This window comes from Dongia sp., assembly GCF_041906375.1.
Taxonomy (GTDB): domain Bacteria; phylum Pseudomonadota; class Alphaproteobacteria; order Dongiales; family Dongiaceae; genus Dongia.
The window spans coordinates 16,786-37,006 of record NZ_JAYRJJ010000002.1 but is presented as its reverse complement, the minus strand read 5'-3'; the positions used below and the strand labels follow the sequence as shown (position 1 = coordinate 37,006).

At 64.2% G+C, this 20,221-nt stretch carries 13 protein-coding genes; 10 read left to right on the top strand and 3 right to left on the bottom strand.

All coding sequences use genetic code 11. The features are described 5' to 3' along the window. Positions 1-130: 130 nt before the first annotated feature. Genes ACE3OA_RS06835 through iolB form a run of 6 tightly spaced genes read left to right on the top strand, consistent with a single transcriptional unit; the run spans position 131 to position 7,664 of the window. The gene (locus tag ACE3OA_RS06835; RefSeq protein ID WP_374309309.1) at positions 131-1,300 is read left to right on the top strand and encodes an ABC transporter permease; all 1,170 of its coding nucleotides are present in this window, start codon (positions 131-133) and stop codon (positions 1,298-1,300) included. Between the two features lie 9 nt (positions 1,301-1,309). Continuing rightward, entirely contained in the window at positions 1,310-2,101 is a 792-nt protein-coding gene (locus ACE3OA_RS06830) for an ATP-binding cassette domain-containing protein (RefSeq protein ID WP_374309307.1), read from the top strand. Beyond that, complete coding sequence (iolC, locus tag ACE3OA_RS06825) at positions 2,098-4,032, top strand: 5-dehydro-2-deoxygluconokinase (RefSeq protein ID WP_374309305.1); 1,935 nt, start codon at positions 2,098-2,100, stop codon at positions 4,030-4,032. The genes ACE3OA_RS06830 and iolC overlap by 4 nt, the downstream gene beginning before the upstream one ends. 21 nt (positions 4,033-4,053) lie before the next feature. After that, entirely contained in the window at positions 4,054-5,892 is a 1,839-nt protein-coding gene (iolD, locus tag ACE3OA_RS06820; RefSeq protein ID WP_374309303.1) for a 3D-(3,5/4)-trihydroxycyclohexane-1,2-dione acylhydrolase (decyclizing), read from the top strand. Between the two features lie 35 nt (positions 5,893-5,927). Further along, positions 5,928-6,830, top strand: coding sequence for a myo-inosose-2 dehydratase (gene iolE, locus ACE3OA_RS06815; RefSeq protein WP_374309301.1), 903 nt, complete (start codon positions 5,928-5,930; stop codon positions 6,828-6,830). Positions 6,831-6,845: 15 nt separating this feature from the next. Then, positions 6,846-7,664 carry a 5-deoxy-glucuronate isomerase gene (gene iolB, locus ACE3OA_RS06810; RefSeq protein ID WP_374309299.1) on the top strand — a complete coding sequence of 273 codons (819 nt, stop codon included), beginning with the start codon at positions 6,846-6,848 and terminating at the stop codon, positions 7,662-7,664. A 666-nt stretch (positions 7,665-8,330) separates the two neighbouring features. Here iolB and ACE3OA_RS06805 read toward each other — a convergent pair. The 3 genes from ACE3OA_RS06805 to ACE3OA_RS06795 form a co-directional block, all read right to left on the bottom strand. Then, positions 8,331-11,501, bottom strand: coding sequence for an efflux RND transporter permease subunit (locus ACE3OA_RS06805; RefSeq protein WP_374309297.1), 3,171 nt, complete (start codon positions 11,499-11,501; stop codon positions 8,331-8,333). Between the two features lie 11 nt (positions 11,502-11,512). Further along, positions 11,513-12,733 carry an efflux RND transporter periplasmic adaptor subunit gene (locus tag ACE3OA_RS06800; protein WP_374309295.1) on the bottom strand — a complete coding sequence of 407 codons (1,221 nt, stop codon included), beginning with the start codon at positions 12,731-12,733 and terminating at the stop codon, positions 11,513-11,515. A gap of 133 nt (positions 12,734-12,866) precedes the next feature. Then, positions 12,867-13,784: a LysR substrate-binding domain-containing protein gene (locus ACE3OA_RS06795; RefSeq protein ID WP_374309293.1), complete on the bottom strand. Its 918-nt coding sequence runs from the start codon at positions 13,782-13,784 to the stop codon at positions 12,867-12,869. Between the two features lie 194 nt (positions 13,785-13,978). On the opposite strand from ACE3OA_RS06795, the gene ACE3OA_RS06790 reads away from it, so the two are divergent. The 4 genes from ACE3OA_RS06790 to ACE3OA_RS06775 all read left to right on the top strand — a co-directional run bounded on the left by ACE3OA_RS06790 (position 13,979) and on the right by ACE3OA_RS06775 (position 20,193). Next, positions 13,979-14,998, top strand: a complete 1,020-nt coding sequence (locus tag ACE3OA_RS06790) for a zinc-dependent alcohol dehydrogenase family protein (RefSeq protein WP_374309291.1) — start codon at positions 13,979-13,981, stop codon at positions 14,996-14,998. 109 nt (positions 14,999-15,107) lie between these two features. Further along, positions 15,108-15,614: a DUF1993 family protein gene (locus ACE3OA_RS06785; protein ID WP_374309289.1), complete on the top strand. Its 507-nt coding sequence runs from the start codon at positions 15,108-15,110 to the stop codon at positions 15,612-15,614. A 127-nt stretch (positions 15,615-15,741) separates the two neighbouring features. Next, the gene (locus tag ACE3OA_RS06780; protein ID WP_374309287.1) at positions 15,742-17,001 is read left to right on the top strand and encodes an efflux RND transporter periplasmic adaptor subunit; all 1,260 of its coding nucleotides are present in this window, start codon (positions 15,742-15,744) and stop codon (positions 16,999-17,001) included. Between the two features lie 15 nt (positions 17,002-17,016). Next, positions 17,017-20,193, top strand: a complete 3,177-nt coding sequence (locus tag ACE3OA_RS06775; RefSeq protein WP_374309285.1) for an efflux RND transporter permease subunit — start codon at positions 17,017-17,019, stop codon at positions 20,191-20,193. Positions 20,194-20,221 lie beyond the last annotated feature (28 nt).

The window sequence follows — 20,221 nt, the reverse complement described above, 5'->3', positions numbered from 1 at the left end:
ACGATTTTTGTTGAAATTTAGAAATTTTGTTCCATCATGGCCAGTAAATAGAAATGGCCGCCGCAAATCAAGTGGTGCCGAACGTAACGCGCTTGATGAAACCAAGCGACGTGCAGGGGAGCAAGTGACGATGGATCAACAGGACGCCTCGGCCGCGCCGGCGATACCGATTTCTTCGGGAACAGCCGATTCGGCCCCGCCGGCCAAGCCCGTTTCCAAGGATGAGCGGCTGCGCAAGGTGCCGCTCTGGCGCCAGATCATGATGCGGCCGGAACTCGGCTCCATCGCCGGCACGGTGCTGGTCTTCCTGTTCTTTCTCGCGGTGGCCGGCGATTCCGGCATGTTCAGCGCCAAGGGCATGGTCAACTTCCTCGAAGTGTCGGCCCAGCTCGGCATCCTCGCCGCCGTGGCGGCGCTGCTGATGATCGGCGGCGAGTTCGACCTTTCCGTCGGCTCCATGATCGCCTTTGCCAGCATGACCATCGCCATCCCCTCGATGGTCTGGGGCTGGCCACTCTGGGCCTGCATCATCCTGGCCTTCGTCGTCGCCGCCGGCATCGGCTTCATCAACGGCTACATCGTGGTGCGCACCGGGCTGCCATCCTTCATCGTGACCCTGGCCGGTTTCTTCGTCCTGCGCGGCCTCACCTTGGCGCTCACCCGCGCCATCACCAACCGCACCCAGGTTTCCGGCCTCAACGACCTGGTGGCGCACGATCCCCTGGGGCCGTTCTTTTCGGGCGACGTGCTGCAAGGTTTCTTCCAATGGATGGCGCGCATGGGCTGGATCGCCGCGCGGCCCGATGGGCAGCCACTGGCGACCGGCCTGCCGATCTCGGTCGTCTGGTGGGTGCTGCTGACAGCGCTCGCGACCTGGATTCTCCTGCGCACGCGTTTCGGCAATTGGATCTTCGCGACCGGCGGCGATCCGGTGGCGGCGCGCAACGTCGGTGTGCCGGTGGCGCGCGTCAAAATCCTGCTTTTCATGGCCATGGCGATGACGGCGACGCTTTTCGCCGCGATCCAGGTGCTGGATTCAGGTTCCGCCGATACGCTCCGCGGCACGCAGAAGGAATTCGAGGCGATCATCGCGGTCGTGATCGGCGGCACCTTGCTCACCGGTGGCTATGGTTCGGCGGTTGGCGCCTCCTTCGGCGGCCTCATCTTCGGCACCGTGCAGATGGGCATCTTCTATACCGGCGTCGATACCGACTGGTTCAAGGTCTTCCTCGGCATCATGGTGCTGGTGGCCGTCCTCTTCAACAATTACGTCCGCAAACGCGCGACGGGCTCGCGCTGAGGTGCCGTCATGAGTGAAGCAACACCCGTTCTTGCCCTGCAAAATGTCAGCAAATATTTCGGCACCGTGATTGCCCTCCGCGATGTCTCCATCGCCGCCAAGGCGGGGGAGGTGCTGTGCCTGCTGGGTGACAACGGCGCCGGCAAGTCGACCCTCATCAAGACCTTGTCCGGTGTCCACAGGCCCAGCGAAGGCCAGATCCTCGTCGACGGGCAGCCGATCGAATTCGATTCGCCCCGCGCCGCCCTTGATCTCGGCATCGCCACCGTGTTCCAGGATCTGGCGACCGTGCCGCTGATGAGCATCGCCCGCAATTTCTTCATGGGCCGCGAGCCGGTCCTGGGGCGGGGCCCCTTCCGGCGCATGGATTGGGACCTCATGTGCCGCACCACGCGCGACGAGATGGCAAATCTCGGCATCGATGTGCGTGATCCGACGCAGGCGGTGGGCACCCTTTCGGGCGGCGAGCGGCAATGCCTCGCCATCGCCCGCGCTGTCCATTTCGGTGCCCGTGTCCTCATCCTCGACGAGCCCACCTCGGCCTTGGGTGTCCATCAGGCCTCGGTCGTGCTGCGCATCATCGTGCGCGCCCGGGCGCGGGGGCTTGCCGTCATCTTCATCACTCACAATGTCCATCACGCCTATCCGGTGGCGGACGAATTCACCATTCTCAATCGCGGCCGTTCCATCGGCACGTTCAGGAAGGCGGATGTCACGCGCGACGCGGTGCTTGAGATGATGGCGGGCGGCAAGGAACTGGTCGATCTCGAAGCCGAGTTGAAGGCGGCGAGCGCCGCATGAATTTCCCCCCCAAAGACGCCCGCAAGCTCGATGTCATCAGCATCGGCCGCTCCTCGGTCGACCTCTACGGCCAGCAGGCCGGCGGGCGGCTCGAGGACATGGCGTCCTTTGCCAAATATATCGGCGGCTGCCCCACCAACATCGCCGTGGGCGCCTCGCGTTTGGGGCTGCGTGCCGCCGTCATCACGCGCGTCGGCGACGAACATATGGGCCGCTTCATCCGCGAACAGCTGGCGGCGGAAGGGGTCGATACGCGCGGTGTCGCGACCGATCCGGCGCGCCTGACGGCACTCGTCATCCTCGGTATCCGCGACAAGGAACATTTCCCGCTCATCTTCTACCGTGAAAACTGCGCCGACATGGCGCTGGAGGCGGCCGATATCGACCCTGCCTTCATCAATGAGGCGCGGGCCGTCCTGGTCACCGGCACGCATCTCTCCAAACCCAACCTCGCCGCCGCCAGTAAGCGCGCCATGGATCTTGCGCGCCGGAACGGCGCCGTCACCATCCTCGACATCGATTACCGCCCTGTGCTCTGGGGCATCGGCGGCCACGGCACGGGCGACATCCGCTTCGTCGACAACGCGGCGGTCAGCCAGCATCTGCTGGCGATCCTGCCGGCTTGCGAAATCGTGGTGGGTACCGAGGAAGAGGTGCATATCGCCGGCGCCTCGACCGATACGCTGACCGCCCTGCGCAATATCCGCGCCAGAACCAAAGCTCTCATCGTCATGAAGCGCGGGCCCCTGGGCTGCGTCGCCTATCCGGACGCGATCCCGACAACGATCGACGCTGCGCTTGTGGATACCGGCTTTCCCGTTGAAGTCTATAACGTGCTGGGGGCGGGCGACGGCTTCATGAGCGGCCTGTTGCGCGGGTTGCTGGGTGGCGAAACGCTGCCGGCATCGATGCGCATGGCCAATGCCTGCGGCGCCCTGGTCGTCTCGCGCCATGGCTGCGCGCCGGCGAGCCCCACCTGGCGCGAACTGAAGCACTTCCTCGACCATGGCAGCGCGCAGCACGCCTTGCGCAAGGATGTGGTCCTCAATGACCTGCACTGGTCGACGACGCGCCGCCGGGCCTGGCCGGAGATCTGCGCCTTGGCCTTCGATCACCGCGTGCAGCTGGAACGCCTCGCCGCGCAGACAGGTGCCGCGCCGGCCCGCATCCCGGTCCTGAAGCGCCTGATCTATGAAGCCGCGGCCAAGGCCTTCGGCGACGATCCAGCCTTCGGCATCATTCTCGACGACCGCTTCGGCAGCGACGTACTGGCCGCCGCCACGGGACGCGGCCATTGGATCGCGCGGCCGGTAGAGTTGCCTGAACAGATCCCCCTGGTCTTCGAAGGTGGGCGCGACATCGGCAATGTGCTGCGCGAATGGCCGGTCGAACACACGGTGAAATGCCTCGTCTACCAGAAGCCCGCCGATGGTCCCGATATCGCCGCGCCGCAGGAAGACCGGCTGCTGGCCCTCTTCGAGGCCTGCCGGCAGACCGGCCATGAACTGCTGCTGGAAATCATCCCCGACAAGACGCGGCCCGGCGACGGCGCCATGGTCGCCGCCATGATCCGGCGATATTATGATCTGGGGTTGAAGCCCGATTGGTGGAAGCTCAGCTCCCCCGACGATCAGGCCGGCTGGACGGCCATCACCGAGGTCGTGCGGTCGCGCGATCCGGATTGCCGCGGCGTGCTGCTGCTGGGATTGGATGCGCCGGAACCGGATCTGGTGAGGACGCTGACGGCCGCAGCGGCGCAGCCGATCTGCCGGGGCTTTGCCATCGGTCGCTCGGTCTTCTCGCAGCCGGCGGAAAGCTGGCTGCAGAATCGGACGGACGATGCGGCCTTCGTCGCGGAAGTGGCGGCGCGCTATCGTCGGCTCATCGATGTCTGGCGCCAGGCGCGCGGTCGCCACAGCGCCGTGGCGTGAAGAAACAGGAAGCAAGCGATCATGAAGACCATCCGTTTGACCATGGCCCAGGCCCTGCTGCGTTACCTGCGCGCGCAGGAGGTTGAGATCGATGGGAAGCGTCAACCCATCCTTGCCGGCATGTTCGCCATCTTCGGCCATGGCAATGTGGCGGGGCTCGGCGAGGCATTGGCGGCGGCAGCCGACGATTTCCCGACCTACCGCGCCCAGAACGAACAATCCATGGCCCATGCCGCCATCGCCTTTGCCAAGGCGCAGAACCGCCGCCGCATCCTAGGCTGTACGACGTCGGTGGGACCGGGTGCTACCAACATGCTGACGGCCGCCGCCGTCGCCCATGTCAACCGCCTGCCGCTCCTCCTCCTGCCCGGCGACATCTTCGCCAACCGCCGGCCGGACCCGGTGCTGCAGCAGATCGAAAGCTTCGGCGATGCGACCCTCTCGGCCAATGATTGCTTCAAGCCGGTTTCGCGCTATTGGGACCGCATCACGCGCCCCGAACAATTGCTGAGCTCGCTCCCCCAGGCGATGCGCGTGCTGACAGACCCGGTCGATTGTGGCCCTGTGGTGCTGTGCCTGCCCCAGGACGTGCAGACCGAGGCCACCGATTATCCGGTCGATTTCTTCGCACCGAAGCTCCATCACTGGCGCCGGCCGGCACCCGATGCCACCGAGCTCGCGCGCGCCGTCGACCTGCTGCGCGCGGCCAAGGCGCCGCTCATCATTGCGGGTGGCGGCGTCAAATACAGCGAGGCCGGCGCTGCCCTTCGCGCCTTTGCCGAAGCGCATGATCTTCCCATTGCCGAAACGCAGGCGGGAAAGGGCGTTCTCCCTTGGGACCACCAGCTGCAGATGGGCGGCATCGGCGTCACCGGCACCACGGCCGCCAACGATCTGGCGCGCGAAGCCGATTGCATCCTCGCCGTGGGCACCAGGCTGCAGGATTTCACGACCGGCTCCCATGCGCTGTGGGGCGCCAGGCTCATCCAGCTCAATACGGCAGCTTTTGATGCGGTAAAGCAGAACGCGCAGCCGCTGGTGGCCGATGCCAAGGTCGGTATCGAAGCCTTGGGTGCCGCCCTCAAGGGCTGGCGCAGCCCCGCCGCCTGGGGCCAGCGCGCGCTGGCGGGGGCAGCCGCCTGGAACAAGATCGTCGAGGCGCGCACGTCTGCTGCGGCGAATCCCGGCAACGCGCTCCCCTCGGATGCGCAGGTGCTGGGCGCCGTCAACCGCTCCGCCGACGCGCAAGACATCATGATCAATGCCGCCGGCGGCATGCCGGGCGAGCTGCACAAGCTGTGGCGGGCGCACCGGCCCGAAGGCTACCATCTTGAATACGGCTATTCCTGCATGGGCTACGAGATCGCCGGCGGCCTCGGCATCAAGCTGGCGCATCCCGACCGCCGCGTGATCGTGTTTGTCGGCGACGGCTCCTATCTCATGATGAATTCGGAGATCGTCTCCTCCGTCATGATGGGCGCCAAGCTCGACATCATCGTTACCGACAACAGCGGCTTCGGCTGCATCAATCGCCTGCAGCAGGCCTGCGGCGGCAAGCCCTTCAACAACCTCTTCGAGGACGTGAAGCGCGTCCGCGACGTCAAGATCGACTTCGCCGCCCATGCCCGCGCGATGGGCGCGCTCGCCGAAAAGGTCACCAGCATCGCCGAGCTCGAAGCGGCCCTTGCGCGCGCCAAGACCCAGGACCGCACCAGCGTCATCGTCATCGACACCGATCCCCTGAACTCCACTGCCGATGGCGGTGCGTGGTGGGATGTGCCGGTGCCGCAGGTCTCCACCCGCGCCGAGGTAACGAAGGCGCGCGCGGGCTACGACAAGGCCCTCGCCGGCCGCGACTAGAATCTACTCAATCAACACAAAACGGAAAACGGATCATGAGCGTCAAACTCGGCATCAACCCCATCGGCTGGACCAACGATTGCATGGCTTGGCTGGGCGATCTCATCCCCTTGAACACGCTTCTTTCGGAAGCGCGCGCGGCTGGCTTCAGCGGCGTGGAACTGGGGCGCAAATATCCCAAGCAGCCCAAGAAACTGAAAAGCCTGCTTGATCGCCACGATCTCACCTTGGTGTCCGGCTGGTATTCGGCGCGCCTGCTGGAGCGCGACGCAAGGGCCGAGATCGCCGCCATGGCCGATCACCTGGCGCTGATGAAAGGCTGCGGCGCCAAGGTCATGGTCTTTGCCGAAACGACCGGCGACATCGTGCTCAATGTCGGCGCCGGTTTCTCCCAGCGTCCCAAGGTCAGCAGTGCCGCACAGTGGAAGCTGCTCGGCCAACGCATGACCGAGGTGGCTGATTATATGCTGGGCCAGGGCGTGCAGATGGCCGTGCATCATCACATGGGCACACCGATCGAAAGCCAGCAGGATGTCGACCGGCTGATGGAAAACACCGGCTCCGCTGTGGGCCTTCTGCTCGATACCGGCCACATGACTGTGGCCGGCGGCGATCCGGTCGCGGTTGCCAGGAAACATGCCGCCCGCATCAAGCACGTCCATTGCAAGGATGTGCGTCGCTATGCGCTGGAAGCCTGCCGCAGGCGCGATACCAGCTTCTCCGAAGCGGTGCTGTGCGGCCTCTTCACCGCGCCCGGGGACGGTATTGTCGACTACGCCAAGGTGTTCGGCATCCTCTCCAAGGCCGGCTACAAGGGCTGGCTGGTGCAGGAGGCGGAGCAGGACCCGCGCGTTGCCAATCCGAAGATCTATGCCGAGCTCGGCAACGCCTATTTGCGTGCCACCGCCAAGGCTGCCAAGCTGCGCGTCAGCGAATAGGCGAAAGGGAAAGTCATGGCAAGCCAAGCGCGCGATCTGCTGGTGAAGGCGAAGGCGCCGGACGCAAACGGCCGGGTCCATCACGTGACCCCGGAGAGCGCGCATTGGGGCCATGTCGGCTTCGATCTCTACCGCCTCAAGAACAAGCAGGTCCTCGACGTGCCGGCCGACGGGCGCGAGCATTGCCTCGTCCTCGTCGCCGGCCGCGCCGATGTGACGGCTGGCGCGGAGAGCTTTCCCAATATCGGCGACCGCGCCTCGCCCTTCGAGGGCAAGGCGCCCTACGCGGTCTATGCCCCGGCCGGCACGGCTTGCCGCGTCACCGCGATCGGCGATGTGGAGCTTGCCATCTGCTCGGCTCCCGGCACGCATCGCGACACGCCGGTCAGGCTCATCACGCCCAAGGATGTGGGCTATGAGGAACGCGGCAAAGGCAGCAATGTCCGCCACGTCTATAACATCCTGCCCGAGACCGCGCCGGCCGACAGCCTGCTGGTGGTCGAAGTGGTGACGCCCGGCGGCAATTGGTCGTCCTATCCGCCGCACAAGCACGACACCTCCGCGGCGCCGCATGAGACCAAGCTGGAGGAGACCTATTATCACCGCCTCAATCCGGCCCAAGGCTTCGCCTTCCAGCGCGTCTATACCGATGACCGCAGCATCGACCAGACCATGGCGGTGGAGGATGGCGATCTGGTGATGGTGCCCGAAGGCTATCACCCCGTGGGTGCCCCGCACGGCTACGACCTCTATTACCTCAATGTCATGGCGGGGCCCGAGCGCCGCTGGTGCTTCAAGAACGACCCCCAGCATGAATGGATGCTGAAGCGCTAGGCCGGGCGTTCCTTCCGCTGGTTTGAACCTTCCATCGGCAAGGCTACCGTGCGCAGCGCGAGCTGCCAGGAATAGGCCCTCACTTGATCTCTCAATTCGGTCTCATCACCGACGAAGCGACCACTCAACAACTTCTGGGCTAGTCGGGCTTCTGCCTCGACGGCATCGTTTCCTTTTTGTTCTTGACAAGTGTCTAGGAATTTGATACTAATACACTGGTGCGCACACTCCCTCCGGTGCCCATCCGGAATCGCTCGGTTGTCTTCGGCGCAAGCCCCGGTCGGGGCGCAGGCCGACCATTTAGCCCCCCTTCCACCGGGGGCAGCCTGGGCCGGTGGCTGCAACCGGCCTCCCGGATCGGCTGGATGAGCGATCCCCCGCGAGTCCCGGGTCACAGGACGCTCCCCTCGGGCCGCAGATGGATATGCCGGCCCCCGCTGGACCCGATGCGGTGACCGGGTTCCCCTCCTGGGACGGCAGGCAGCCGCCCACGTCGCGGCCGAGACGAAACGGCCGCTTGCTGCCCGAGCGATTCCTGATGGGGATGGGAGAGAGTTCAGAGACGAGAGAAGACGGAAGCAATCATCGCTTACCCCCTCGCCCCGCCCGGCGACGATGTCGGCATTCGCCTTCGGGCGGGAGAGGGGTTGAGGTGAGGGGCCTTATTTACTCCGCCGGCTGGTGCGTCACGGCCGCCGGCCGATGCCGCCCCTCGCCGATCTTCTTGATCAGCGAATAGAAGACCGGGGTCAGCAGCAGGCCGAAGAAGGTGACGCCGAGCATGCCGGAGAAGACCGCCACACCCATGGCATGGCGCATCTCGGCGCCGGCACCGGTCGAGAGCACCAGCGGTACCACACCCATGATGAACGCGATCGACGTCATCAGGATGGGCCGGAGGCGCAGGCGGCAGGCTTCGAGCACGGCAGCGATCCGGTCCATGCCTTCCTGCTGCTTGTCCTTGGCGAACTCGACGATGAGGATGGCGTTCTTGCACGCCAGGCCCACCAGCACGATGAGGCCGATCTGGGTGAAGATGTTGTTGTCGCCGCCCGACAGGATGACGCCGGTGATCGCCGAGAGCAGCGTCATCGGCACGATCAGGATGACCGCCAGCGGCAGGCCCCAGCTTTCATACTGCGCGGCCAGCACCAGGAAGGCGAGGAGCACGCAGAGCGGGAAGACGAAGAGGGCGGTATTGCCGGCGAGGATCTGCTGATAGGTCAGTTCCGTCCATTCATAGGTCATGCCGTTGGGCAGTTCCTGTGCCAGCAGCTTCTCGATCGCTGCCTGCGCCTGGCCGGATGAATAGCCGGGGGCGGGTGCGCCGTTGATCTCGGCGGTGGCGAAGCCGTTATAATGCATGACGCGGTCGGGACCGGCGCTGTCCTTGACCTTCACGAAGGTCGAGAGCGGCACCATTTCACCCTGATCGTTGCGCACCTTCAACTGGCCGATCTGGCCGGATTCCAGCCGGTATTGCTGGTCGGCCTGGACATTGACCTGGAAGGTACGGCCGAAGCGGTTGAAGTCGTTGACATAGAGCGAGCCGAGATAGACCTGCAGCGAATCGAAAATGTCGTTGATCGCGACACCATGCGTCTTTGCCTTCTCGCGGTCGATATCGGCATCGACCTGCGGCACGTTGATCTGATAGCTGGAGAAGACGCCGGCCAATTCCGGCACCTGTTGCGCCTTGGCGAGGATGTTCTGCGTTTCCTTGTAAAGCTCCTCGTAACCCAGCTGCGCGCGGTCCTCGATCTGCAGGCGGAAGCCGCCGATCGTGCCCAGGCCCTGAACCGGGGGCGGCGGGAAGATGGCGATGAAGGCGTCTTGAATGCCGGCATATTGTGCGTTCAAGGCACCGGCCACCGCGCCCGCCGATTGGCTGGGATCCCGGCGCTCCTCGAAAGGCTTCAAGGGCACGAAGACGATGCCGCTGTTGGGGCTGTTGGTGAAGCCGTTGATGGAAAGGCCGGGGAACGAGACTGTGTTTTCCACCGCCGGGTTCTGCATGGCGATGTCGGACATCTTCTTGATCACCGCTTCGGTGCGGTCGAGTGTTGCCGCATCGGGCAACTGGGCAAACGCCACCAGATATTGCTTGTCCTGCTGCGGCACGAAGCCGGTCGGGGTGTTGGCAAAGCCGGTCCAGCCCAGGGCCACCAGGCCCACATAGACGAAGAGGGCGACGGCCGACCCCCGCAGCACGCGCCGCACGGTGCCGACATAGCCGTGGCTTGCCTTCTCGAAGAAGCGGTTGAAGGGCTTGAACAGCCAGCGCCCGAAGATGAAATCGAGGAGGCGCGAGAAGCCGTCCTTCTTCTCGCCATGGCCCTTCAGGAGATAGGCAGCCAAGGCGGGTGAAAGAGTGAGTGAATTGAAGGCCGAGATCACCGTCGAGATGGCGATGGTGAGCGCGAACTGCCGGTAGAACTGGCCGGTCAAGCCGGAGATGAAGGCCGTCGGCACGAAGACAGCACAAAGCACCAGGGCGGTGGCGACGATCGGCCCCGTCACCTCGCGCATGGCGCGCTTGGTGGCGTCGACGGGCTTGAGGCCGAGCTCGATGTTGCGCTCGACATTCTCCACGACGACGATGGCGTCATCGACCACGATGCCGATCGCCAGCACCAGGCCGAAAAGCGACAGGGCGTTCAATGAGAAGCCGAAGAAATGCATCACCGCGAAGGTGCCGATCAACGAGACCGGCACGGCCACCAGCGGAATGATCGAGGCGCGCCAGGTCTGCAGGAAGAGGACCACCACCAGCACCACGAGGGCGATGGCTTCGAGGAGCGTGTGGACGACGGCTTCGATCGAGCCGCGCACGAAGACGGTGGGGTCGTAGACGATCGAATAATCGACGCCTTCGGGGAATTTCGTCTTCAGCTCGGCCATCTTCTCGCGCACCAGATCCGAAATGGCGATGGCGTTGGAGCCCGGTCGCTGGAAGATCGGAATGGCGACGGCGGGCTGGTTGTTGAGCAGCGAGCGGAGCGCATATTGGCTGGAGCCCAGCTCGATGCGCGCGATGTCGCGCAGCCTTGTGATCTCGCCATTGTCGCCGACATGGATGATGACGTTCTCGAACTCCTCCTCGGTGACGAGGCGGCCTTGGGTGTTGATGGACAGCTGGAAGGCGTTTTCGCCGGGCGAGGGCGGGGCACCCAGAGCGCCGGCCGCCACCTGGCGGTTCTGTTCGCGGATGGCGCGCACCACGTCGCTGGCGGTGAGGCCGCGCGTTGCCACCTTGTTGGGGTCGAGCCAGACGCGGAGCGAATAGTCACCAAGGCCGAACAGCTGCACGTCGCCGACGCCGTCGAGGCGCGCCAGCTCGTCCTTCACATTGAGAAGGGCGTAGTTGGAGAGATAGAGCATGTCGTAGCGTTTGTCCGGCGAGGTCAGGTGCACGACCATGGTGAGGTCGGGCGAAGCCTTGTCGACGGTGATGCCGATGCGCTGCACTTCCTCAGGCAGCTTGGGGAGCGTGCGGGTGACGCGGTTCTGCACCTGGACCTGGGCCACGTCGAGATCGGTTCCGAGTGCCAGCGTGACCGTGAGCGTCATCTTGCCATCGGCGGTCGATTGCGAAGACATATAGAGCATGTTCTCGACGCCGTTGATCGCCTGTTCGAGCGGTGCGGCGACGGTTTCGCCGATCACCTTCGGGTTGGCGCCTGGGAAGTTGGCGCGCACCACGACCGTGGGCGGCACCACTTCCGGATATTCGCTGATCGGCAGCTGAAAGAGCGAGATGAAGCCGCCGATGAGGATGATCAGCGACAGCACTGCCGCGAAGATCGGCCGCTGGATGAAGAATTGCGAGAAGTTCATGGGAGCGATCCTCAGTTCGCGGCAGGCGCTTCGGCGGGCTTGGCGGCAAGCTGTTCGGTGCCGGCGCCGGTTCCTGCGGCGGTGCCGAAGCTGGACAGGGTCTTGTCGTCAGCCATCGGTACCGGTTGCGGGTCGACCGGCATGCCGGGACGGACGCGCTGCAGCCCGTTGACGACGATCTTCTCGCCGGCCTCAAGACCGCTGCGGACGATGCGCAGGCCTTCGAGCTTCGGGCCCAATTCGATGCTGCGATAGGCGACCTTGTTGTCCTTATCCAGCACCAGCACGAATTTCTTGCCGAGATCGGTGCCGATGGCCGCATCGTCGATGAGGCTCGCCATGTAATTGGCGCTGCCCACCAGCTTCAGGCGCACATAGAGGCCCGGCGTATAGGTGCCGTCCGCATTGTCGAACACGGCGCGGCCGCGCATGGTGCCCGTCTTCGGATTGACCTGATTGTCGAGGAAGTCCATGCGGCCTTCATGCGGCAGGCCTTCCTCGTTGGAGAGGCCAAGGAAGACCGGTGCGGCCGCGGCGATATCGCCCTGGCGGGTGAGCGCTTCGTATTTGAGATAGACGCTCTCGTCGATGTCGAAATAGGCATAGACCTTGTCGGTCGAGACGACGCTGGTGAGGCGGCTTTCATCGGCCTGCACGAGGTTGCCCACGGTCAGTTCGGCGCGGCTGACGCGGCCGTCGATGGGCGAGCGCACTTCGGTGAAGCTCAGATTGAGCTTGGCGATGTCGAGCTGCGCCTGCGTGGCGGCGACGGCGGCCTTGGCTTCGGCGGCGGTGCTGTTGCGGGCGTCGGCTTCTTCGCTGCCGATCACCTTGCCGGCACGCAAGGCCTCGCCGCGCTTGGCTTCATTCTGCGCGCGTTCATAGCTGGCGCGGGCGCGCACCACCTGCGCTTCAAGCCGCTTCACCTCGGCCGCGAAGGGGCGCGGGTCGATCTGCACCAGGAGGTCGCCCTTCTTCACCAAGGCGCCTTCTTCAAAGGCGATCCTGTCGATATAGCCGGAGACGCGGGCGCGGATGACGACGGATTCCGGCGCCTCAAGGCGGCCGGTCACTTCGTCCCATTCATTCACCGGGTGCTGGATGACCTCGGCGACGCTGACCTTGGTGAGCGGGCGTTCCTGCACGGCCGCCTGCGGCTTTTCGCAGGCGTTCAGCATCACAAGCACGGTGAGGCCAGCAGCAATGTACACAAGCTTCGATGGGAAATTCATACCCGGCTCCGACGAATTGATTCCAATATCGGGGCAATGTGCGCAGGTCGGGCGCGCGGTACGAATAGAACGGGGTGAAGATGATTATCGACGGGAGTGATGTGATCGGGGATGGGATAAGAAAACCATCATGTCAGTTTGATGATTCCTCATCGCCCACGAACATGCTGATGCGCGAGCGCAGCCATTTCTCCGCCGGATCATTGTCTTGGGCACCGCGCCAGGCCATCGAGAGCGAGCCCGGCGGCAGGCTCAGCGGATGCTCCTCGATGCGCAGGCCGCCGGTCGCGGCAAGATAATCGGCGGTGTAATCCGGAACCGTCGTAAGGATATCGGTGCCGGCGAGCAGGCTGCCCAAGCCGTTGAATTGCGGGACGGCGAGAACGACCTTGCGCGAGCGGCCGATCTTGGCGAGCTCATTGTCCACATAGCCATTGAGGTCACCGGCGAAAGAGACGATGGCATGGGGCCGCGCGCAATATTCATCCAGGGTGAGCTTGCCGGGCGTGGCGTCGGCGCGCAGCATTTTGGCGCGGATGCGGCGCACGGTCTTTTTCTTGGCATTGGCCGGCAATTCGTCGAGGAAGCTGACCGCCACCGAAATCTCGCCGGAGGAGAGCATGCCGGGCGCCAGCAGGTAATTGACCCGCCGCACCACCAGCACGATGCCCGGCGCCTCGGTCCGGATGCGGCGCAGAAGCAGCGGCAGCAGGCTGAATTCCACATCGTCCGAAAGACCGATGCGGAAGGTGTTGGTGGCGGTGGCCGGATCGAACTCCTGCGAGGCGCTGAGCGCCGTCGAAATGGAATCGAGCGCCGGGGTCAGCATGGCGAAGATCTCGATGGCGCGGGCGGTCGGCTCCATGGAGCGGCCGGTGCGCACGAAAAGCTCGTCATTGAACAGGGTGCGCAGGCGCACCAGCGCGGCGCTGATCGCGGGCTGACCCAGGAACAGCTTTTCCGCGGTCTTGGTGACGCTGCGCTCATGCATCAGGGTCTCAAAGACCACCAGCAGGTTGAAATCGATGCGCCTGAGATCGTTCCGGTTCATGAAATAGCCAGTGTTTGCAATGCGAAATAATGACCGGTGTGGAGGCATATGCCAATATTCTTATCAGAATCGGGCATGAGCACTATCGACCGGGGTGAATAGTTGTGGCTCTCTCTCATCATTAGATATGAACTGCGTCATAGTCTGGTTCTGAAAAGCTTGGGCGCCGAAAGCGCCCCTTACCGAGGTCGACCATGTCCCGAATGATCCGCTTCCACCGTTTCGGGGAAGCCGATGTGCTGAAACTGGAAGAGGTGCCGACGCCCAGGCCGGCGGCGGGAGAAATCCTTATCCGGTCTGAGGCGATCGGGGTCAGCTGGGAAGACGTCCTGTGGCGTCAGAATCTGGCGGCCGAGCAGGCCAAGCTGCCGGCGGGCATCGGTTCGGAAGTGGCGGGCGTGGTCGAGGCGGTGGGCGAGGGGGTCCAGGATCTCGAGATAGGTGCCAGGGTCGCGAGCTTCAAGGCACACACGCCCAACCGTTATCCGGCCTATGGCGATCATGTGCTGATGCCGCGCGAGGCGGTGACGATCTATCCCGCCAGCAACAATTTCACGGCCGCCGAGGCCGCGGTCCATTACACGCCCCAGCTCAGCGCCTATTTCGCGCTGGCCAACCTTGCCGGCCTGAAATCCGGGCAGACGGTGCTGGTGACCGAAGCCGGGCGCTGCATCGGTGGCGCGATGGTGCAGATGGCCAAGGCGCTGGGCGCCCATGTCGTCGCCGCCACGCGCAGCGCCGAGCCGCATGACATGCTGCTGAAGCTCGGCGCCGACAAGGTGGTGCTGACCGAGGAGCAGGACCTCAGCCTCGCGGTTGGCGCTTACACCCATACCAAGGGCGTCGAGGTCGTGGTCGACGGTTGCGGCGGCAACAAGATGGCGCTGCTGGGTGATGTCGCCGCCCCTTGCGGCAAGCTCATTCTCTATGGACTCGACGGCGGCAACGAGGCCGCCTTTCCCGCCTGGGCGGCGTTTCGCAAGCATCTGCAGTTCCATCGCTTCTCGCTGCTGGATTTCACCGGCCATGCCGAACTCGGCATCAAGCCGAACTGGCCCGCCGTGACGGCGGCCCTTTCAGAGATCAATCAGATGACGGCGCGGGGCCAGCTGTGGCCGATCATCGACCGCAAATTCGCCTTTGCCGATTTCATCGAGGCGCACCGGCATATGGAGGCTTTCCCCCATCTCGGGCGCGTGGTCTTGGAAGTGTAGTCCGCGAAGTATAATGTTCCGGGCCAGTTTGCCCATTCACGATCCTGCAAAATTCTGGCCCGATCCTCCAATCCTGCCTCTCCCATTTTGCTGCTGACGAGGTTTCATCATGACGTTCTCGATCCATCGCGCCTCCATCCCCGTGCTGCTGCGGGGCCTTGCCAATCTCTCAGGGATCCTTGCCAAGGGCGAGGCCTTCGCCACTGAGAAGAACATCGATCCGGCCGAGCTCATTCAGGCGTCGCTGGCACCCGACATGTACGCTCTGGCGCGCCAGGTGCAGGTCGCTTCCGATAGCGCCAAAGGCTGCGGCGCGCGCCTTGCCGGCCTCGAGCCGCCGAGCTTTCCCGACACGGAAACGACTTTCGCCGAACTCTGCACCCGTATCGACAAGACGGTGGCGTTCCTCAAAGGTCTCACGGAGGCGCAGCTGGCGGGCGCTGAGTCACGCAAGGTGACGCTGAAGCTGCGCGGCCGCGAGGTGAGCTTCAAGGGTGATGACTATCTGCTGAACTTCGCGCTGCCGAACTTCTATTTTCACCTCACCACCGCCTATGACATCCTGCGCCACAAGGGTGTCGCCCTGACCAAGCCGGACTTCATCGGCGGCATCTGAGCATCAGAGAAGCCGTATTTAATTTGTGGTGATGGTCGGACCATAACGGTCTGTTCGCCGCATTGCATTGACTGTGTCGCCGCTTGGCTGAGATGATGTTCCTCATAGATGGCGATATGGGGGACTCATGTCGGAACCAGCGAACGCGCCAAGCCCGAACGCGGCGCCGCAGACATTACCGCCGCTGCCGCATCATCAGCCGCGCAATCCGCGCTGGGTCGTCAGCACATTGATCATCGGCGCCATCGTCTTCGGCGGTGGCTATTGGTATTTCCAGCACTATCAGGGTGCTGCGGTGCAGACGGCCGCAGCGGCGTCGGCCGCGCCACCGCCGGTGACCACGGCTAAGCCCCTGGTCAAGGAAATCATCGAGTGGGACGAATTCACCGGGCAGTTCGAGGCGGTGGACGAGGTCGAGATCCGCGCCCGCGTCAGCGGCTATCTTGAATCGATCCATTTCACCGACGGGCAGATGGTGAAGGAAGGCGATCTGCTGTTCGTCATCGACCCGCGTCCTTTCGAGATCACGCTCACCTCGGCGCAGGCGGCGCTCAATTCGGCCAAGGCGCGGGTCGATCTTGCCAAGCAGCAATTGGCACGTGCCGACAAGCTGAAGAAGAGCGATTTCGTCTCGCAGAGCACTTTCGACGAGCGCCAGCAGGAGATGCTGTCCGCCTCGGCCGATGCCGAGGTTGCCCAGGCGGCGATCGCGTCGGCGAAACTCAATCTGAGCTTCACGCGCGTCACGGCGCCGATGTCCGGGCGCATCGGCAACCACCAGGTGAGTGTCGGCAACCTCATCACCGGCGGCGATGGCGGCGGGGCGATGCCGCTTGCCTCGATCGTCTCGCTCGATCCCATCCATTTCAGCTTCGATGTGAGCGAGGCCGACTTCCTCGCCTATCAGCGCGCGGCGGCGTCGGGCAAGCTGACCTCGGCCCGCGACGAAAAGCTCAAGGTCTTCGGCCATCTCTCGGATGAAAAGGAATGGTCGCTGGAAGGGCGGATGGATTTCGTCAACAACCAGGTGGACCGCACCACGGGCACCATCCGCGCCCGCGCCGTCTTCCCCAACCCGAAGCTGCTGATCACGCCGGGCCAGTTCGGCCGCGTGCGCATCCCGGGGTCGGATCCTTATGACGCGGTGCTCATTCCCGACAGCGCCATCCTTTCCGACCAATCGCAGAAGATCGTCATGGTGGTGAAGGATGACGGTGTGGTGGAGCCGCGCGTGGTGCGCCCCGGTCCGCTGATCGAGGGCTTGCGCGTCATCCGCGAAGGACTCACCGGCGATGACCAGATCATCATCGACGGGCTGTTGCGGGCGCGCCCCGGGGCCAAGGTGGCGCCGAGTCCCGGCAAGATCGAAGCAAAGCCAGAAAACTAGAGGAGCGCGGAACCCATGCGCTTCTCGCATTTCTTCATCGACCGGCCGATCTTCGCGACGGTGCTCTCGGTTTTCGTGACCCTGGTGGGGGCTGCAGCCTATTTCACGCTGCCGGTCGCGCAATACCCAGAGATCGCGCCGCCCACCATCGAGATCCGCGCGAGTTACCCCGGCGCCTCGGCCGAAGTGGTCAGCAACACGGTGGCGACGCCGCTGGAGCAGGAGGTGAACGGCGTCGAGAACATGCTCTATCTCACCTCACAGGCGACCGGCGACGGCAATCTGGTGGTGACGGCGACCTTCAAGCTCGGCACCAATCTCGATATCGCGCAGGTGCTGGTGCAGAACCGCGTCTCGGCGGCGGAACCGCGTCTCCCCGAGGAAGTGCGGCGCATCGGCGTCACCGTGCGCAAGAACTCGCCGGACCTGATGATGGTGATCCATCTCACCTCGCCGGATGAGTCGCGCGACCAGCTCTATATGTCGAACTATGCCACCCTGCAGATCAAGGACGTGCTGGCGCGCCTCGACGGTGTGGGCGATGTGCGCATCTTCGGCGCCCGCGACTATTCGATGCGCGTCTGGCTCGACCCGGAAAAGATCGCGGCACGCAACCTCACGGCCAGCGAAGTGGTGGCGGCGCTGCAGGCGCAGAACGTGCAGGTGGCGGCCGGCGCCTTGAATCAGCCGCCGGTGCCGACACCCGGTGCCTTCCAACTCAATATCGAAACGCTGGGCCGCCTCGTCGATGCGCGGCAGTTCGGCAATATCGTGGTGAAGTCGGAACCCAACGGTGCCATCACCCGCGTGCGGGACCTGGGCCGCGTCGAGATCGGCGCTCAGGATTACAGCACCAACTCCTATCTCGATGATCGTCAGGCGGTGGCGCTGCTCATCTTCCAGCGGCCCGGCTCGAACGCGCTGGCGACGGCGGAAACCGTGCTGAAGACGATGGAAGACCTCGCCAGGAGCTTCCCCACGGGCCTGAAGCACAGCATCGTCTACAACCCCACTGAATTCATCGCCGAATCGGTTCATGAGGTGATCAAGACCATCTACGAAGCCGTCATTCTCGTGGTCTTCGTGGTGATCCTGTTCCTGCAGAGCTGGCGCGCCTCGCTCATTCCCATCCTCGCCATTCCTGTCTCGCTGATCGGCACCTTCAGCGTGCTGGCAGCCCTCGGCTATTCGCTCAACAATCTGTCGCTGTTCGGGCTGGTGCTGGCGGTGGGTATCGTGGTCGACGATGCCATCGTGGTGGTGGAGAATGTCGAGCGCAACCTGCGCGCCGGGCTGTCCCCCCGGGACGCCACCAAGCGCACGATGGACGAGGTCGGCGGCGCGCTCATCGCCATCGCGCTGGTGCTGACCGCCGTCTTCGTGCCGGCGGCCTTCATCACCGGCATTTCCGGCCAGTTCTTCCGCCAGTTCGCGGTCACCATCACGGCGGCCACCGTCATTTCCTGCTTCGTCTCGCTGACCTTGAGCCCGGCCTTGTGCGCCGTCCTCTTCAAGGCGCATGACCATAATCCGCCGCGCGGCAACATCCTCACGCGCGGGGTGCGCGGGTTCTTCGCGGGCTTCAACAAGGTCTTCGACGCGTTGTCGGGCGGCTATGGCAATGTCACGCGCCGGCTGGTGCGGCTCTCCATCCTGATGCTGGTGGTCTATGCCGGCCTCATCGCCTTGACCGGCTGGCAGTTCAACCGCGCACCCACCGGCTTCATTCCGCAGCAGGACCAGGGTTATCTCATCACCGTGCTGCAATTGCCGCCGGGCTCGTCGCTGGAGCGGACCGATGCGGTGGTGCGGCAGGCGGCCAAGATCATCCAAGGGACGGAAGGTGTGGCCCATGCCGTGCAGTTTGCCGGCTTCGACGGCGCCACCTTCACCAACGCGCCCAATGCCGCCGCCATCTTCGTGCCGATGAAGCCGTTTCCGGAGCGGGCGAAGCTGGGTCTCAGCGCAGATGTGATGACGCAGAAGCTGCAGAAGAATCTGGGCGCGGTGCAGGGAGCCTTCATCATCGTCATCGCCCCGCCGCCGGTGCGCGGCATCGGCAATGCCGGCGGCTTCAAGATGATGCTGCAGGACCGGCGCGGACGCGGCCTGCATGCGCTGGAAGAAGCCATGCACAGCATCATCGGCGCCGCCAACCAGACGCCGGGCCTGATGGGTGTGTTCTCGCTGTTCAACACCAAGACGCCGAAGGTCTATGCCGATATCGACCGGGCGAAGGCCGAGATGCTGGGTGTTTCGGCCGACCAGGTGTTCAAGACGCTCGAAGTCTATGTCGGGTCCAGCTTCGTCAACGAGTTCAATTATCTGGGCCGCACCTACCGCGTCACCGCCCAGGCCGACGGCGCGTTCCGGCAGAGCCTTCACGACATCGCCAATCTGAAGACGCGCAACATGGCCGGCGACATGGTGCCGTTGGGATCGGTCGCATCCTTCAGCGACGTGACCGGCCCCTATCGCGTGCCGCGCTACAACCTCTATCCGGCGGTGGAAGTCCAGGGCAACACCCAGCCCGGCTATTCGGCCAGCTTCGGCCTCGACATGATGGAGAAGATTGCCGCCGAGACTCTGCCCGACGGTTTCGGCTTTGAGTGGACCGAGCTTGCCTATCAGCAGAAACTGGCCGGCAATACCGGCCTGCTGGTGTTCGGGGCGGCGGTGGTGTTCGTCTTCCTGGTGCTGGCCGCGCAATATGAAAGCTGGTCGCTGCCGCTCTCGGTCGTGCTCATCGTGCCGATGTGCCTGCTGGCGGCGGTGAGCGGACTCCTGTTCCGGCATATCGAGGTCAATATCCTGGCGCAGGTCGGCTTCGTCGTGCTCATCGGCCTTGCCGCCAAGAACGCCATCCTGATCGTCGAATTCGCCAAGCAGGCGGAAGAGGAGGGATCGGATCGCTTCGCCGCCGCCACCGATGCGGCGCAGTCGCGCCTGCGCCCGATTCTCATGACCTCCTTCGCCTTCATCCTGGGCGTGCTGCCGCTGGTGCTGGCCAAGGGGGCCGGCGCCGAAATGCGGCAATCGCTGGGCACGGCCGTCTTCTATGGCATGATCGGCGTCACCTTCTTCGGCCTTATCTTCACGCCGGCCTTCTATGTGGTGGTGCGGCGTTTTGCACGGAAGGGCCATGCGGCGCCCCTGGTGCAATCGCCTCATGAGGCAGCGACAACACATTGATGTGAATTGCCTTTGCCGGTCATTCGCG

What these genes read in the sequence shown, in the direction of transcription:
- ACE3OA_RS06835 (WP_374309309.1), top strand. Translation starts at nt 131, where the DNA reads ATGGATCAACAGGACGCCTCGGCCGCGCCGGCGATACCGATTTCTTCG.
- ACE3OA_RS06830 (WP_374309307.1), top strand. Translation starts at nt 1,310, where the DNA reads ATGAGTGAAGCAACACCCGTTCTTGCCCTGCAAAATGTCAGCAAATAT.
- iolC (WP_374309305.1), top strand. Translation starts at nt 2,098, where the DNA reads ATGAATTTCCCCCCCAAAGACGCCCGCAAGCTCGATGTCATCAGCATC.
- iolD (WP_374309303.1), top strand. Translation starts at nt 4,054, where the DNA reads ATGAAGACCATCCGTTTGACCATGGCCCAGGCCCTGCTGCGTTACCTG.
- iolE (WP_374309301.1), top strand. Translation starts at nt 5,928, where the DNA reads ATGAGCGTCAAACTCGGCATCAACCCCATCGGCTGGACCAACGATTGC.
- iolB (WP_374309299.1), top strand. Translation starts at nt 6,846, where the DNA reads ATGGCAAGCCAAGCGCGCGATCTGCTGGTGAAGGCGAAGGCGCCGGAC.
- ACE3OA_RS06805 (WP_374309297.1), bottom strand. Translation starts at nt 11,501, where the DNA reads ATGAACTTCTCGCAATTCTTCATCCAGCGGCCGATCTTCGCGGCAGTG.
- ACE3OA_RS06800 (WP_374309295.1), bottom strand. Translation starts at nt 12,733, where the DNA reads ATGAATTTCCCATCGAAGCTTGTGTACATTGCTGCTGGCCTCACCGTG.
- ACE3OA_RS06795 (WP_374309293.1), bottom strand. Translation starts at nt 13,784, where the DNA reads ATGAACCGGAACGATCTCAGGCGCATCGATTTCAACCTGCTGGTGGTC.
- ACE3OA_RS06790 (WP_374309291.1), top strand. Translation starts at nt 13,979, where the DNA reads ATGTCCCGAATGATCCGCTTCCACCGTTTCGGGGAAGCCGATGTGCTG.
- ACE3OA_RS06785 (WP_374309289.1), top strand. Translation starts at nt 15,108, where the DNA reads ATGACGTTCTCGATCCATCGCGCCTCCATCCCCGTGCTGCTGCGGGGC.
- ACE3OA_RS06780 (WP_374309287.1), top strand. Translation starts at nt 15,742, where the DNA reads ATGTCGGAACCAGCGAACGCGCCAAGCCCGAACGCGGCGCCGCAGACA.
- ACE3OA_RS06775 (WP_374309285.1), top strand. Translation starts at nt 17,017, where the DNA reads ATGCGCTTCTCGCATTTCTTCATCGACCGGCCGATCTTCGCGACGGTG.